Origin of the sequence: Salinicoccus halitifaciens, assembly GCF_021026095.1 — a bacterium.
Lineage (GTDB): Bacteria > Bacillota > Bacilli > Staphylococcales > Salinicoccaceae > Lacicoccus > Lacicoccus halitifaciens.
The window spans coordinates 25,281-39,597 of the sequence record NZ_JAJNCU010000003.1; the positions used below are offsets into that span (position 1 = coordinate 25,281).

Consider the following 14,317-nt stretch of genomic DNA (forward strand, 5'->3'; position numbering starts at 1 on the left):
GTTTTTAGCCTCTGGTGCCGCTGTCGAAGCCGAACAGATCCTGTCCGTAAGCTGCCACTGCGTCCTCATTCAATGATGTTTTATGTGTCGCCAGTGAAATCAAATCTCTAAAGAACAATTCTATCGGGCCGCCTTTATACAGTGCCCCGCCACCAAGTGTCAGGATGATGCGCATCCCGATGTCCACACATAGCTTGATCAGTTTCGTACGGAGGGCGAAGAACTCTCCATTTTGAGTTTTACAGCCGTCTTTCTCATAATCTTCCAACAGATTGATGTATTTTTCGAGCATTGCTTCCGCCGCCATGAAGTCCTGGGATATTTCTGCCATTACACGTTGGCTTCTAGGTGATTCATTTTCATATATGCCATCCATCAGACGGTACCTTTTTTCAGTCTGCTTTTTGAATTCTGCAATCATTCTTTCCGCAGCTCCCACTGCCATTACCGGGAATCCAAAATAGAAAGTAGGGAACAATGGCTTATGGTAGAACGGGTAGTCCTTTTCATAATTCTCCATAGGCGGTCTTCTCGTCTCTTCAGCTTCCTTCACCTTAAAGATCCTCGAATCCGGGACGAATACATTTTCAAGGACAACCTGGTTGCTTCCACTGCCTCTTAATCCGAAAGTATCCCAGTTTTCAATAACCTGAAGTTCTTTTCTCGGGACGATTGGCAGAATGAATTCATTTTCACCGTTTTCATTGTCCGCCTTCAAACCGACACCTACCCAGTCTGCATGGTTCACACCGCTGACAAAGCTCCATTTTCCACTGATGAGGTAACCGCCTTCAACACGTTCGCCTTCGCCGACAGCCGCAAAAATATCTGCAATTAAACCGCCTTGTCCATAAATCTCATCCTGTCCTTCCTGAGGAAGGTATGCCGGCAGCATATTATGAAGCGGATATAAAAATGATAACCACGCTGCAGATAAGTTATAATTTGAGACCTTGCGCAGTACCTTTACAAATGTTTTGAGTTCCACACCAGGACCGCCCTGGTTTTTAGGAATCATCATCTTAGTGATGCCGACTTCCTTCATGAGTTCGACCACTTCAGGTGAGACACTCGCATCCTCTTCAGCTTGCTGCGCTTTCTCTTCTGCAAGTTCGCCAACTCTTCTGGCACCTTCCAGTAACTCTTCTTCAGTTAATGAAGCATAGTTTTTAACTGATTGTGTCATTCTCAAAACCCCTTTTATTTAAATTTTCTGTTTTGTATACGGTTTCAACTATGTCATTTATTCTATATCATGAGTTTTCAGAAAACTAGGACATCGAATGTCAGAGATTTTAGATAAAATGAACAAACTTTGTCACATTGTGATTTAAAAATCAATCTTTTAAGGCAAAAAAAGAAGTCAGCCTATGTCAGACTGACTTCTTTAATGACGATGACCGCTTTTATGACGAGCAGCAGATGGTTGCTTACATTGGGGTCCCGCAGGTCTTTATCAAGTAATTCTTCAATTTTTTGAAGTCTATGTCTCAAACCGCTCATGGATAATGCCAGATCTGCTGAAGTGTTTTTTAAATTCCCTCCATTGGATAAGAAGTAATACAAGGTCTTCAACAGCTCCTTGTCCAGTTTGCCGTCCTCATCGTATAATCCTTTCAGCTCTTCATCAGCAATATGCTCGATACTGCTCTTATTATTGGCATTGATCAACGCCCCCACCACACCAAGCTCTTTATAGTAGACTGTGTCATTCTGTATAGCCAAATGTCTTGCGATCACCGCTTCTTCCATGACCTGTCCGGTATGCTCAATGCCGGTATGGAGATTACTGACCCCGACCAGCAGGTTATTGCCCGGCAGTTTGTCCTTGATTCTCTTCCTGTAACCTTCAATCAATGAATGGATATCATCAGGTGACAACACCAGCGTCGTGATCCGGTCATTGATGATGCCGGTCAGCACTGTCTTGTCCTGCTCTTTAAAGTAAGTATACGTCTCCTCCTGCACTTTTTCCTGGAAGGAAAACTCCGCTTCAATTGAATCGAAAGGTTTATCCGTATCCGACACAAAAATTGCATAAGGTTCATCGAAGTCAATGCCGATATACTTTCCTCTTCGCAGCAGTTCGGATTTAGAGCCTTCTTTATAGATCACCTGCTCGAGATAATGTCCTTTCATACGTCCGAGTGCTTCAACCTGGGCTTTTTCATTCTGCATAACCAAGGCGACGGAGTTAGATAAATGCTCCAGGAATAAATGCTCTTCGTGATAAGTCGAATCTTTCCTTGCACTGACGATGGTCGAACAGTATCCGAAAATCTCCTTTTCCACAAGTATAGGAACTATAAGCCGATGATAATACTCCATCTCATGAACATACTTTTTAAAGGGGAAGATATACCGCCCTTTTTCTTCAACAAGGAATTTTGGTATATCGATTTCACTGTCCCTTTGCAGCACTTCTATATCTTCTTTTGAAAAGCCCGCGGAAGCGATGGTTTCGAACTCCTGGTTATCGATTGTCAGCGGCATTCTGGTGAATATGTGTGCCGTCTCTACGATGGAATCCAGGTCCCTGCCGTTCACCACCGCTTCAGTCAGCTCTTTTTGATAATCTGAGAGTGAAGTGATGAATGTTGTCTGCTCCAACAGTTGGTCATAGGTCACTTCAAGTTCCTTGACGATTGGTGTGCTGTCCAGGAGTCCGACGGGCAGATGATCCACATCCCCGCGCCACTCCTCCTTCGGCCTGACCATCCATTGACATGCATGGTCACCACTCGCAACACAGGTGATTTCTTTCGCAATCAGGGGTTTATTGAAAATGGTCGACATCAAGCCGCTAGAATAGCCTGCCAGAGTATGGCAGACAGGGACTTCCGATGGGCCAAAATGATCCAGGTGTTCCTTCACTTCGTAAGATTCATGCCATTCGCCCCTTCCCACCAATGTCTTAAGCGTGCCGTCCTCGTTATACTCGATGTCACATTCATGGTCGATCCCGCTTATATGACCGTTCCGGATATGCAGTTGCGGCCCTTCAATGACATACTGTTCCAACGGTTTCGGTACCTTGAGCAGTTCATGAGCATCCTGTACACCCATGTCCCAGCCGAACTGGAACAGGAAACTGTCGAGGCGGGATTCGCCGATATGTTTGGCGATATTTCGACGCAATATCCCCATGGAAGACTTGGATAACCTGAGTTTTTCGTTTCCTTCCGATTTCATGGGTTTCACACGGTTTTCCCCTACAGAAACTTTCATGCCTTCCCTCCTGATTAATCCATCTTATTCTTTGTTCGTATTTAAATTAAAGACTTCCCCCTACAGCAGTATTCACATGCCTCTTCCAGGTGCCTTCGGAGCAATTCGGATGCACGCGCCACATCCCCGTCCTCCAGTGCTTCCACCAACCGTGTATGCTGGCTGATGATTTCATCCTGATGGTCGATCGTCACTTCACTTGTGATGTCCACCAGCGTACGGAACACATTCCGCTGCGTATTCCAGAGATGCATCAGCGTTTCGTTCCCCGACATCTTTACAAGAAGGTAATGGAAGGATAAATCCGTTTCTATATCACGTGTTTCAAAATCACTGGCATTCTTCATCATACGGATATAGTCATACAAGTGGCTTTTATATTTTTCGAACAATTCACGGTCCATCCGGTTGATGGCGTGCGTCTCCAATAAAATGCGGGCATCATACAAGTCCCGGATGCCTTTGATGTCATAACCGACGGCCACCGTCCTGCCGTTCGAACGTTTCTCGGCCATCCTTTCGGCGGTCAATATCATCAGTGCATCACGGATAGGGCCCCGGCTGACTTCATACCGCTTGGCAAGCGTCACTTCCCCAAGCCCTTCCCCCCGTTCATATTTTCCAAGGACGATTTCTTTTCTCAATTGATCCGCTATTTCTGCGGCATTATACTGCATGAACTCACTCCTTTGAGTTTTCAGAATTGTTTAATTTATATTATAAGTTTAGAAAACACCGGCCGGTTTGTCAATCTGGCATTAAACTACGCCAAGTTTTAAATCATCTGTTTTTACAAAAGTATATTCTGCATGGAATTCATATGGCCGGAGATGGACCGCAGAATACCCTGCTGCAAAGAGTGATCCGAACTTCTCCCGCGTCTTCATCCGCCAGTCCAGTGCGAGCTCCGGATCCTCCGCTTTCAATTGCTGGAAATCTTTTGGAACCGCAAGCATGTAGGCAGGCGCATCCAGGCCCCCGGCTTCCCCTTCAATATATACAGGGAGGCCGCTTCCATTCCTCCCTACAGCATTCAAAGGCACCGCATCATCTGGAGCCTGTATTTGCCGCTCCTTGACATGAGGGCTGTCGAGATGCCAGTCCACCTCGAATCGGTCGGATGGGAGTCCTTTATTGATCCCGTCTTTCATTTCACCATAGCAATTTTCGATATATGTATTGCAGATGCCGTTTAATTTGGTCAGGTTCAAATAAGCATTCCGCGTCTCAAGCGGATCGAATGTCCATCGGATGAGGTCGTAGCCTTTTGCGATGGCAATTTCCCGCTGCCGCCATTTCAGCTGCTCGCCGATTTTCCGGGAGCGGTGCGCCGGCCTGATGCCGAGCATATGGGAGCACAAAAATGTCCTCTCGTCCCTGAATCCGGCAAACCCGTAGCTGAACCCGACGATGTCACCGCCTTCGAAAGCCCCGAGCATGATGCCACCGTTTTTGACGGCGGTATACGTCTGATGCAGAGGCACCGGCACCTGCTCCCATATCTGCTGTTCTATATCCTGAACCATGGCCAGCTCATCCATGGTCTTTAATTCTTCAATTACTGCCATGCCGTCGACTCCCTCCAATATAATTCATCTGAACTTTTCATTTACTATAATACGGAATCCGGCCTGGCACAATAAACATCGTGGTTAAAAAATAAAAAACCGCCCCGGAAATCATTCCCGGAGCGGTCCAGTATCTTCATATCATTGTGCGGTATAACCGCCGTCGACCAACAGTGTGATACCGGTTGTAAATTCATTTTCTGCAAGAAAAATCACTGCATGCGCAATCTCTTCCGGTTCACCGAGGCGGCCGATCGGATGCTTAGCCACCAGATTATCATAATACTCCCCCAGTGCATCCCTGTTGACCATACCCGATTCCACGTAACCCGGCGCAACTGCACTGACCCGGATCTTATCTTCCGCATACTGCAGCGCAACCGACTTCGTCATCAGATTGACCGCACCTTTCGAGGCATTGTATGCGAACGCAGTCGGTTCACCGACGCTGCCGAGTATCGAAGCGGTGTTGATGATCGCACCGTCCCCAGCTTTCCTCATTTCGGGAATCGCATGCTTGGATCCAAAGAATACACCATCCTGGTTGATGTTGATGACTTTCTTGTAATCTTCATAAGATAACTCGTGCATCTCACCCTGTGCACCGATACCTGCATTGTTGAACATCACATCCAGCCTGCCGAACTTATCGACCGCACTTGCGATCAGGTTTTTGACATCCTCTTCCTTAGATACATCAGTCACCGTGAACAGCACATCCCCGTACTGGCTCAAATCTTTCTCCGCCGATTTGCCCGCTTCTTCATTATAGTCACCGATCACGACTTTGGCACCCTTCTCCAAAAACGCCCTCGCTGTCGCCAGACCAATTCCCGAAGCACCACCTGTAATTACCGCCACTTTATCTTTAAGATCCAAATTGCATACCTCCTTTGTATTAATCATAGGTTTTATACCCAAATCTTTTATATAACACTCATTTACTGGTGCTTATACAGCTAACATATATCAAATGATTAAAAAGGCAGATGAAGATTAGAAGTGATAAATAACGACCCGCACCCAGTATGGGCGCGGGTCGTTGAACTTTGGGAATTAATTAATATATATATAGTATTTTGCTGAAATTTCATTATATGAATCCCTATACATCATTCGACGATTTGTACTGTTCACGGTAACGCTGGCGGTATCCGTATGTGCTCTTCTTGATCAGGTCCTGATCCTGGACGCCTGCGCCGATTGCGCCGACCACCGTGGAGAGTGAGGCTGCAAACCATGCGACTTCGATATAGAACACGATCGTGACTTCATCCGGGACGATATGGTTGACCACATACCCGGGTGGAAGCAGGACCAGTGCCGCTGTAAAGAACATCATATACAATACGGCAAAGTAGAATAACACGGAAATGAAGAGTGTCTGGGCCGTCGCGCCATTATAAAGTATGAGGATCCGTTTATTCTCCTTCCCCCTGACCTTCTCCCAAAGATCATGGGAAATGATGATCCATAAAGCCATCGCAGAGACCGCAAGCAGTGATATGGCAATCATCCGGCCGAGCGGAAAGAGGTTGCTCAAGTTCCACATCGTTGAAAACAACATACTGAATGTGCCGGTCGCAAAGGCCAGCGCCACGACCGAACTCAGGCTCCGCATCATATTGAACGGGTTATTCGCCCAGGACATGCCGGCGATGAGGCGCAGCCGTCCGCGCCAGCTGTCTTTGATGTAGTAGACCGAATGGTCGGACTCCGTTTCATCCAGGAACACCTCTTCATAGTAGACCCGGCTTGTCTTCAAGTAGTTGTTGAATGTCGCCGTCAGTTCTTCCCGGCCCGCATCTTCGCGGATATTGCCAAGGATTGAAACGATTGTTTTGAGCACACTCTGCTTGATCGGCGGCCAGCCGAATGCCGGCAGTGAGATCAGGCCGACCCCTGTCTTATTGTTGATATCAACCGTCGTGATCATCTCTTCATGATAGACCGGCAGATCAGTGATGAAGATCGTATGGTCCCAATCATACTTCTCCCGATACTCGTCGGTCTTCTCATAGAGTTCCTCGATCAGCTCCGCATAGCCGGTGAGAGGGTCCACATGTGTGCTTACCTCCCATTCGATGTCCTCATCCAGTTCCCGGCCGAGCATGTCCGGCAGTTCTGCTTTGATTTGTTTCGCAAGACGATCCGGCGCCCCGGGAGCTGCAACAATGCCGATATGTTTTTCCGTCATATCATTTCTCCTCCTCCGCTTCGTCATGCTCCTGCTTTTCGCCGGAATACGATTCTTCTTCTTCATCCTTTTCATCGTGCTCCTGCTTTTCACCGGATTCATCAGCTTCCTCGTCATCCGCTTTTGATTCTTCTTCTTTTTCCTCTTCCAGCTGCCTGTACCTGTACCACTGCCTGTAGGAATAAGTGATGTTCCGTATCTTGTCTTCCTCTTCCACGGTTGAACCAAATGCACCGGCGAGGATCCCGGCGGAGGCGGCAAACCATATCAGATCCAGATAGTCATGCCACTCCACATTCAATTCGACATTCGGATCGGTCCATGTTTCAAAGAGCCCCATTGGGACGAAGGTGAGGATGGAGATCGTGAGCAGCAGACTGACCACGGCGTAACTCACAAGCGTCAGAATCAGGAGGGTCAGCAGGGTCGTGAAGTTGTAAAGGCGCCTGTATGCAGGCTGGTTCCGTGATGACCGCATCTCCCATAAGTTATGGGCATAAATCAGCCAACCGACCATCCCCGCCACAGCAATCACCATCAGCAGAATCAACCGCCATGCGGAGTAATCGAGACTGAGTTCCCAAGGTGTCCGGAATATTGATATGTAAGTCCCGGTCGCAAATGCCAATGCCACAATCGTCCTGAAATTACGGAACTCCGTCAGCGGTTCATTCAGGGAGGTCATGCCCCCGATGAGCCGGAGCCAGCCGCCGACCGTCGATTTGAGTATATAGCGGTGCCTCTCGTCCTCCTCATCTATCGACTTGACCGAGGCGATTCGGTTTATGAAATCCGGTTGGACGTCCTCTGTGTCTTCTTCCGATCCTTTGCCATACAGTATTTCCATATGGTGGACCAGGAGGGTCTCGAGCTTTTTTTTATTCCTGAAGACCCCGATTGCAGGGACGGAAACCAGTGAAAGCTTCCTGTCGTAATCGAATTCGGAGAGGACAACTTTCTTGTTCGATATACTCGGAAGGTCGGTGACAGCGATCGCCATATCCCAATCATTCTCTTTCTGGATTGATCCCAGCCTGTCGAAAATCTCATTGATATATTCAGCTGAGCTTGCCAGAGGGTCTGTCTTAAAGTCGATGTCCCAGTCGATATCCTCCTCCATGGAGGGACCTTCCAGTTCATTCAAGCTCTCCATGATATCCCTCAGGAACTTCTCGGGCAGGCCGGGCGCCGAAACCACACCGACAACCATTTTCTTCATTGTTTTCCACCGCCTTCCTCTGTACTTCCACTTCTTCCCGGATGCATGTCTATACCCGTTTAAATCTGAAACATTCTCTGCACACCCCGCCGCCTTTACAGGAGAGGACTTTGAATATCCAGTGTCATCACCACTTCATTCACTTCTTCTTCAAACCCGGATTCCTCGAAACCCAGAGTTCTGAGCAATTTTTCCATTGCTTCGTTGCCCGTGACGTAGTCGGCGATCAGAACGTCATAACCGTCATCACTCCTCGCCATTTCTATCACGTGTTCCACGAGTTCACGGCCGTATCCCTTGCCCTGGTGGCACTCATCAATCATCATGCGCCATATCATATACTTCCGCTCTTCTGCATCAAGATCCAAAAGCAGAAAACCGACCATCTCATCGCCCTTGTATACTGCGTATGGAAATGTATCCCCGTTTTCACGGTACAGCCAGCATTCCGCAATCGACCGTACATTCGGTGCGACGAACTTCTCCTGTGTGTCATGGACTTTCAAGCCGATGACCTCGTAAAAATTATCTTCCCCTATTTCCTTTAATTGAATCACACCTTCATCCCCTGTCCATAAAAAATAACCATCACTTTTATTTTAAAGTGATGGTTATATGTTGTCCATTTTCTATAATCTTACTTATTGTCTTCAAAAGCTTTGACAGCCGCTTCAGCCACCTGTACATCCTGTGGCACCGAGCCGCCGCTCACGCCGACTGCACCGACGACTTTGCCGTCTTTCTCAAGCGGGATACCGCCGCCGAATACGACGATGCGTCCCTGGTTCGTCGTGTTCAGGCCGAACAGTTCAGCTTTCGGCACTGTCGCCTCTTCAAGCGCTGATGTCGGCATTTTCAATGCGACAGAAGTCCATGCCTTGTTCTGTGCAACGTCAAGGCTTGCGATCCATGCATCATCCATACGATGTGTCGCAATCAGGTTGCCCCCTGCGTCCACAACGGAAATCACCATTTGTACACCGATGTCCGATGATTCCTTTTCCGCGCTTTCAATCAGTTTCTTCGCCAGTTCCAAATTCAATTCACTCACTAGAGTACCTCCTGATTTTAATTAATGATCCATGTATTTGCTCAAGATGTGATTCATGCTGCTGCCCCCAGTCTATCACAGTGCAAATTCATTGTGTAGGAACCTGCATGAATATTCATTTTATTCCGTAATTTTTACCGTCCGTAAAATTTCCTGTAGTATAATGAATTGAATACCACTAGGAGGAATATCATGGCAATCGATTATCATTCAAGGTTGAATCAATTCATTTCGGCTGCGTCAGATAAAAATACCGGGCTGCTCATCATCACCGACCCGGTCAACATCTTCTACTTCACCGGTTTTTATGCGGATCCGCATGAACGGTATATGTCGCTCGTCATAGATTCTGCCGGTGAGAGTCATCTCTTCGTTCCGGCGCTGGACCGGGATGCGGCCGTTGAAAAGGCAAAGGTCGATCATATCATCCCCATTTCCGACGAGGAGGATCCGTTCGATATATTGGGGCAGCATCTCGAAGCTTCCGTCCATACCATCGGGGTGGAGATGAACGTTATGACGGTCGCGCATCAGAACGGCATCAAGTCCATTTACGATACAGCGTCGTTCGTGGACATCCAGTCCGAGATCAATGCCCTCAGAGTCTATAAATCGAGGGATGAGGTCGAGGGCTTGAAAAAAGCGGTGGAGATCATTGAAAAGGTGCTGGATAAAGGACTTGAAACCATTGAGAGGGGGATGACGGAGGCGGATCTCGTCGCTGAATTCGAATACTTGATGAAGAAATACGGCGCATCGGGCCCGTCGTTCTCCACGATGGTGCTTTCCGGTGAGAAGGCTGCCCTCCCCCACGGCAATCCGGATGATACGAAGCTTGAGGATGGGGATTTCCTCCTGATCGACTTCGGCGTCATCACCTATGACAGGTACTGCTCCGACATCACAAGGACGTTCGTGATCGGTGAAGCGGATGAAAAGCAGAGGAAGATCTACGATATCGTCAGGCGCTCCACCCAGGCGGGCGTGGATGCGGTGAAAGCAGGCGTGCCGCTGAAGGCATTCGACATCGCAGCAAGAAATGTCATCGAGGAAGCGGGCTACGGCGAATACTTCAACAACAGGGTGGGCCACGGCCTGGGCATTGAAGTGCATGAAGCACCGTCCATCCACCATTTGAATGAAGACATCGCAAAACCAGGCATGGTCTTCACAATCGAGCCCGGCATCTACATCCCGGGTTACGGCGGTGTCCGCATCGAAGAGGAAGTCTACATCAATGAAGACGGCAAAGCGGAAGTGCTGACGAACTATCCGAGGGATTTGCGGGAAATCGCCTTATAGAAGACAAAAAACAGGACTGAATTTTATTCAGTCCTGTTTTCATTTACTCTTTACTGACGTCGCTTAAAAAGTGGAAGCTCGCCGGATGCTGGGCATACCCTTCGATATCCTCACTCATACCCGTCAGCAGATATGGATGATAGATCGGGATGATCGGCGCTTCTTCTATGATGATCTCCTGTGCCTCTTCGTACAGTGCGAGACGTTCATTTTCATCAATTTCAACCCTTGCGTCTTCCAGCAGTGCATCGACTTCTTCATTTGCATAACGGGATCTGTTGCCTGAATCCCCGATGCTCGAAGAGTGGAATAATGGATAAAGACCGTAATCCGCATCCATCGTCACCGTCCCCCAGCCGCCGATGAACATTTCATGGCTGCCGCTGCCGACGTAATCCAGATATGCGCCCGGATCGATCTGATAAATCTCAAGGTCGATGTTCAACTCCTGCAGCTGCTCCTGGATATATGTCGCGATATCGGCGGCCGTCCTGTCCTGGACGACGATTTCGGCCGCGAAGCCTTCTTCATAGCCGTTCTCTGACAACAGCTCCTGCGCCGCTTCGACGTCATATCCGATGCCGTCTATATCCTCACTGTGGCCGAACACCGCCGGGCTCAGCAAAGTGTCCGCAACGACGGCTTTGCCTTCAAGCATAATGCTGATGATGTCCTCTTTATCAATCGCATGGGCGATTGCCTGACGGACGAGCGGATCATCGAACGGTTCAACTTCAGTGTTGAAGCCGACATACTCCATCCTGACACTTTCCGTTTCATTCACCGTCGTGCCTTCACCGGAATTGATCTGTTCGAAGTCATTCGGATCGAGCGGGAAAATCAGGTCCGCATGACCCGTCTGAAGTTCGGCGATGCGCGTCGCATCTTCAGGCACTGCGTTGAATGTGAATACATCCGCTTCCGCCGCCTCGCCCCAGTACGCTTCATTTTTGACGAGGGTCACATAGTCGCCTTCAGAAATCTCTTCAAATTGATAAGGGCCGGTCCCGACCGGGTTTTGATGTACGGCGGTCAACTGCTCGTCAGCCGCATAGTCCTCCTCGATCACTGCAGGACTGATCATGCCGCCTGCAGGATGTGCAAGGTGTGACGGAAGTGCTGCGAACGGGCTGGAAGTATGGATATGTACCGTATAGTCATCGATGACTTCCACCTCTTCGATCAGCTCGAATAAAAATGCGACTGGCGATCCGACTGCTTCATCCGTCACCCTGTCGAGATTCGCTTTCACCGCTTCTGCATCCAGCACCTCCCCGTCATGGAACTCCACACCTTCCCTGATCTGGAATTCCCATGTCGTGTCGTCGACCTGTTCATAACTTTCGGCAAGCCCCGGCTCCAGCTCAAGTTCAGGGGTGAACTCCACGAGCCTTTCATAAATGTTCACGTTCACATGGTTCGACGGCTGATCATTCGCCGCATGCGGATCCAGTGAGTTCGGTGTCGCAAGCAGGCTCATATTGATCGCTTCCTCATCCTGCTGCCCTTCAGCTTCCGCCGATTCTTCAGAAGTTTCTTCGGCCGCTTCATCCACTCCGCCGTCATCGGTGCAGGCGCCGAGCACGAAAAGCGCAGAAAAAACCAACAATAAATATTTCCTCATTTAAAAAACAGCCTCCTGATAGTGATTACCTTCATTATACCTAGTAACACACTATGAATAAAGGGGCTGTTTTACAACTTCAACGCCGTTCCCTTTCCATCAAAACATTATAGTGATGCTTTTCATGGATATACCCCACTTTGATCATCTGCACGACATTCGGCCAGTTTGGCACAGGGTCGGGGTATCTGATCGTATAGGCCTCCCTGTCCGTGAGGTCCATGACCATCTTTTCAAGCTTTTCCGTCTCCGCCTCAAGCATCAGCCTGAGCTCGCCTTTTGAATACCTTCGATCCATCTTCGGCTCCAGTATTTTCGGCGCCTTCATCGTGGGACCGGCATAGATGTTGTGCATATAGCCATTTTGTTCAGCGGCCTTTATTCCGCCTGCTTTAATGAAGAGCCTTGCTGCGGGAAGGTAGACTTGAGAGAACTGTCTTGTGAGCCTGAGCAGCAGGTAGCAATGGTAGATGACTTCCCCGATGCTCCATTTATCCGGCTCGGCCCTTTTGTAGATGTCCCCGTTGAATTCTGCCGTTTTGAAGTAATGGTCCCTCAGTGCTTCGAGTTCATTGAAAGTCTTTTCGATTTCATGGTTCACATCATCACCCTTTACTGAATGTGCCGGTATAGCTGAACATCCCTTTCACATTTCGAAGTGCGCCCGCTTCCAGTTCTTTGATCAGGAATGCCGCTTCCGGCATTTCAAACGATGCGGAAATACCCAGATCAGCGGCCGGCACGTAACCCGGGGTGCCGTAAAACTCAGGCGAGCCCAAAATGCTGATATATGTATATCCTGCATCCGCCGCCGTCTTTTCCGCGCCCCTGATCAAGGCATTGCCGATTTCAAGATGATTCAGCCCCGGCCGCACCGCGACGGGCCCGAGTGCGAGTCCTTCAATGCCGTCGACACTCACCTCGCTCATCAAGATGTGTCCGAGCACCTGCTCGGCTTCCACAGCCACGAGTTCGAATGCCGGGTTGTAGGACTTTTCGGCGCGTATCCTTTTCACAAGCTCCGCTTCACCCTGATATCCCTTTTCGGATTCCGTGAAACTGTCCCTGAGGAGTAACTCCACCTCATTGAATTCCGTGACTTTGATGCTTCTGACTTCCATATCTTTCTCCTTTGACACAATATTTTTGTGCATGTTGTTTTGTCTTTCAAATACCCTGAAGCAGGCAGTTTAATCGTCCTCTTTTGCCTCAAATGTTACAATTGATGCCATCAGTGGATATTTTCCCGGAAGAAGGGGGCGTTCAATTATGAACCTTAAAGAAGATGGGGTAAAATCCCCTAAAGACAGCGAAACAAATGATACGCAGAGTGAAGTGATCGAACTGAAATCATTCAGCCTGGATTCCTCCGAAGGCCTTATGTGTGATTTCAACACCGGCATCTGCGGACCGGTGGACAAAGAGGAAAAGGAAGAGGATGAAAAATGAAGATAACAATATGGTCGGACTTCGTATGCCCGTTCTGCTTCATCGGACAGGCACACCTGGATGCGGCACTTGAAAATTTCGAGCATAAGGATGATGTGGAAGTTGAATATAAGAGCTACCTGCTCATGCCGGATGCTGAATATCAGCCGGGACTTTCCTATTATGAATTCTTTGCGGATAAATTCGGCATGACGGTCGAAAAAGCCGAGAAGCAGCTTAAACAGCAGGCCGAGTCGGCAAAAGCATCAGGCGTCGTCATGAACCACGACATCGCCAAAATCGCCAATACATTTGACGGCCACCGTGCCTTCCAGTATGCAAAAGATCAGGGCAAAGGCACGGATTTCTTCAAGCGCTTTTACGCTGCCCATTTCACGGAAGGTGAAGTGCTGAGTGATACGGATACGATTGTGCGCATCTCCGAAGAGATCGGACTTGACGGCAACGCGGTGCGAAACGTTGTGGAAAATGCAGAGAACACGGATAAAGTGCAGGAGGACATCAGCCAGGCCAGACAGCTTGGCGTGCAGGGCGTGCCATTCTTCCTTGTAAATGACAAATATTCGATTTCAGGCGCACAGCCGGTCGAACTGTTCCAGCAGGCACTGAACCAGATCTGGCAGGAAGAACAGACAGCAGAATGATTCATATAAAAAACGAGGATGCCCGTGCATCCTCG

15 protein-coding genes are annotated in these 14,317 nt (G+C 48.7%); 3 read left to right on the forward strand and 12 right to left on the reverse strand.

Annotated features, from left to right (window positions below):
• Nucleotides 1-4: 4 nt before the first annotated feature.
• The 9 genes from LPW40_RS06670 to LPW40_RS06710 all read right to left on the reverse strand — a co-directional run bounded on the left by LPW40_RS06670 (nt 5) and on the right by LPW40_RS06710 (nt 9,263).
• The gene (locus tag LPW40_RS06670; RefSeq protein ID WP_230821459.1) at nt 5-1,186 is read right to left on the reverse strand and encodes an acyl-CoA dehydrogenase family protein; all 1,182 of its coding nucleotides are present in this window, start codon (nt 1,184-1,186) and stop codon (nt 5-7) included.
• Nucleotides 1,187-1,368: 182 nt separating this feature from the next.
• Entirely contained in the window at nt 1,369-3,228 is a 1,860-nt protein-coding gene (locus LPW40_RS06675; protein ID WP_230821460.1) for a helix-turn-helix domain-containing protein, read from the reverse strand.
• A 41-nt stretch (nt 3,229-3,269) separates the two neighbouring features.
• Entirely contained in the window at nt 3,270-3,905 is a 636-nt protein-coding gene (locus LPW40_RS06680; RefSeq protein WP_230821461.1) for a GntR family transcriptional regulator, read from the reverse strand.
• Nucleotides 3,906-3,986: 81 nt separating this feature from the next.
• On the reverse strand, nt 3,987-4,796 hold the full coding sequence (locus LPW40_RS06685; protein ID WP_230821462.1) for a GNAT family N-acetyltransferase: 810 nt from the start codon (nt 4,794-4,796) through the stop codon (nt 3,987-3,989).
• Between the two features lie 141 nt (nt 4,797-4,937).
• Nucleotides 4,938-5,675 (reverse strand): SDR family NAD(P)-dependent oxidoreductase, encoded by a 738-nt coding sequence (locus tag LPW40_RS06690; protein WP_230821463.1) that lies wholly within the window; start codon nt 5,673-5,675, stop codon nt 4,938-4,940.
• A 226-nt stretch (nt 5,676-5,901) separates the two neighbouring features.
• Nucleotides 5,902-7,110 (reverse strand): 5,10-methylene-tetrahydrofolate dehydrogenase, encoded by a 1,209-nt coding sequence (locus tag LPW40_RS06695; RefSeq protein WP_230821464.1) that lies wholly within the window; start codon nt 7,108-7,110, stop codon nt 5,902-5,904.
• On the reverse strand, nt 6,995-8,212 hold the full coding sequence (locus LPW40_RS06700) for a CopD family protein (protein ID WP_230821465.1): 1,218 nt from the start codon (nt 8,210-8,212) through the stop codon (nt 6,995-6,997). The genes LPW40_RS06695 and LPW40_RS06700 overlap by 116 nt, the downstream gene beginning before the upstream one ends.
• A 95-nt stretch (nt 8,213-8,307) precedes the next feature.
• Nucleotides 8,308-8,769 (reverse strand): GNAT family N-acetyltransferase, encoded by a 462-nt coding sequence (locus LPW40_RS06705; RefSeq protein WP_230821466.1) that lies wholly within the window; start codon nt 8,767-8,769, stop codon nt 8,308-8,310.
• An 80-nt stretch (nt 8,770-8,849) separates the two neighbouring features.
• Nucleotides 8,850-9,263 (reverse strand): GlcG/HbpS family heme-binding protein, encoded by a 414-nt coding sequence (locus tag LPW40_RS06710; RefSeq protein ID WP_230821467.1) that lies wholly within the window; start codon nt 9,261-9,263, stop codon nt 8,850-8,852.
• Between the two features lie 192 nt (nt 9,264-9,455).
• Here LPW40_RS06710 and LPW40_RS06715 point away from each other — a divergent pair, with 192 nt between their 5' ends.
• Nucleotides 9,456-10,565: a M24 family metallopeptidase gene (locus LPW40_RS06715; protein WP_230821468.1), complete on the forward strand. Its 1,110-nt coding sequence runs from the start codon at nt 9,456-9,458 to the stop codon at nt 10,563-10,565.
• A 43-nt stretch (nt 10,566-10,608) separates the two neighbouring features.
• On the opposite strand, the gene LPW40_RS06720 is transcribed toward LPW40_RS06715, so the two are convergent.
• The 3 genes from LPW40_RS06720 to LPW40_RS06730 all read right to left on the reverse strand — a co-directional run bounded on the left by LPW40_RS06720 (nt 10,609) and on the right by LPW40_RS06730 (nt 13,310).
• A complete protein-coding gene (locus LPW40_RS06720) occupies nt 10,609-12,189 on the reverse strand; it encodes a glutathione ABC transporter substrate-binding protein (RefSeq protein ID WP_230821469.1) in 1,581 nt (526 codons plus the stop codon).
• 79 nt (nt 12,190-12,268) lie between these two features.
• Complete coding sequence (locus LPW40_RS06725) at nt 12,269-12,790, reverse strand: DinB family protein (RefSeq protein ID WP_230821470.1); 522 nt, start codon at nt 12,788-12,790, stop codon at nt 12,269-12,271.
• A 4-nt stretch (nt 12,791-12,794) separates the two neighbouring features.
• A complete protein-coding gene (locus tag LPW40_RS06730; RefSeq protein ID WP_230821471.1) occupies nt 12,795-13,310 on the reverse strand; it encodes a GNAT family N-acetyltransferase in 516 nt (171 codons plus the stop codon).
• Between the two features lie 148 nt (nt 13,311-13,458).
• Here LPW40_RS06730 and LPW40_RS06735 point away from each other — a divergent pair, with 148 nt between their 5' ends.
• A complete protein-coding gene (locus tag LPW40_RS06735) occupies nt 13,459-13,638 on the forward strand; it encodes a hypothetical protein (RefSeq protein ID WP_230821472.1) in 180 nt (59 codons plus the stop codon).
• The gene (locus tag LPW40_RS06740; RefSeq protein ID WP_230821473.1) at nt 13,635-14,282 is read left to right on the forward strand and encodes a DsbA family oxidoreductase; all 648 of its coding nucleotides are present in this window, start codon (nt 13,635-13,637) and stop codon (nt 14,280-14,282) included. The genes LPW40_RS06735 and LPW40_RS06740 overlap by 4 nt, the downstream gene beginning before the upstream one ends.
• Nucleotides 14,283-14,317: the final 35 nt, after the last annotated feature.

Excerpts from the sequence above, each read along its gene's own strand:
- LPW40_RS06675 (WP_230821460.1), bottom strand. The coding sequence starts at position 3,228 with ATGAAAGTTTCTGTAGGGGAAAACCGTGTGAAACCCATGAAATCGGAA.
- LPW40_RS06720 (WP_230821469.1), bottom strand. The coding sequence starts at position 12,189 with ATGAGGAAATATTTATTGTTGGTTTTTTCTGCGCTTTTCGTGCTCGGC.
- LPW40_RS06730 (WP_230821471.1), bottom strand. The coding sequence starts at position 13,310 with ATGGAAGTCAGAAGCATCAAAGTCACGGAATTCAATGAGGTGGAGTTA.
- LPW40_RS06680 (WP_230821461.1), bottom strand. The coding sequence starts at position 3,905 with ATGCAGTATAATGCCGCAGAAATAGCGGATCAATTGAGAAAAGAAATC.
- LPW40_RS06670 (WP_230821459.1), bottom strand. The coding sequence starts at position 1,186 with ATGACACAATCAGTTAAAAACTATGCTTCATTAACTGAAGAAGAGTTA.
- LPW40_RS06735 (WP_230821472.1), top strand. The coding sequence starts at position 13,459 with ATGAACCTTAAAGAAGATGGGGTAAAATCCCCTAAAGACAGCGAAACA.
- LPW40_RS06715 (WP_230821468.1), top strand. The coding sequence starts at position 9,456 with ATGGCAATCGATTATCATTCAAGGTTGAATCAATTCATTTCGGCTGCG.
- LPW40_RS06695 (WP_230821464.1), bottom strand. The coding sequence starts at position 7,110 with ATGACGAGGAAGCTGATGAATCCGGTGAAAAGCAGGAGCACGATGAAA.
- LPW40_RS06700 (WP_230821465.1), bottom strand. The coding sequence starts at position 8,212 with ATGAAGAAAATGGTTGTCGGTGTGGTTTCGGCGCCCGGCCTGCCCGAG.
- LPW40_RS06685 (WP_230821462.1), bottom strand. The coding sequence starts at position 4,796 with ATGGCAGTAATTGAAGAATTAAAGACCATGGATGAGCTGGCCATGGTT.
- LPW40_RS06740 (WP_230821473.1), top strand. The coding sequence starts at position 13,635 with ATGAAGATAACAATATGGTCGGACTTCGTATGCCCGTTCTGCTTCATC.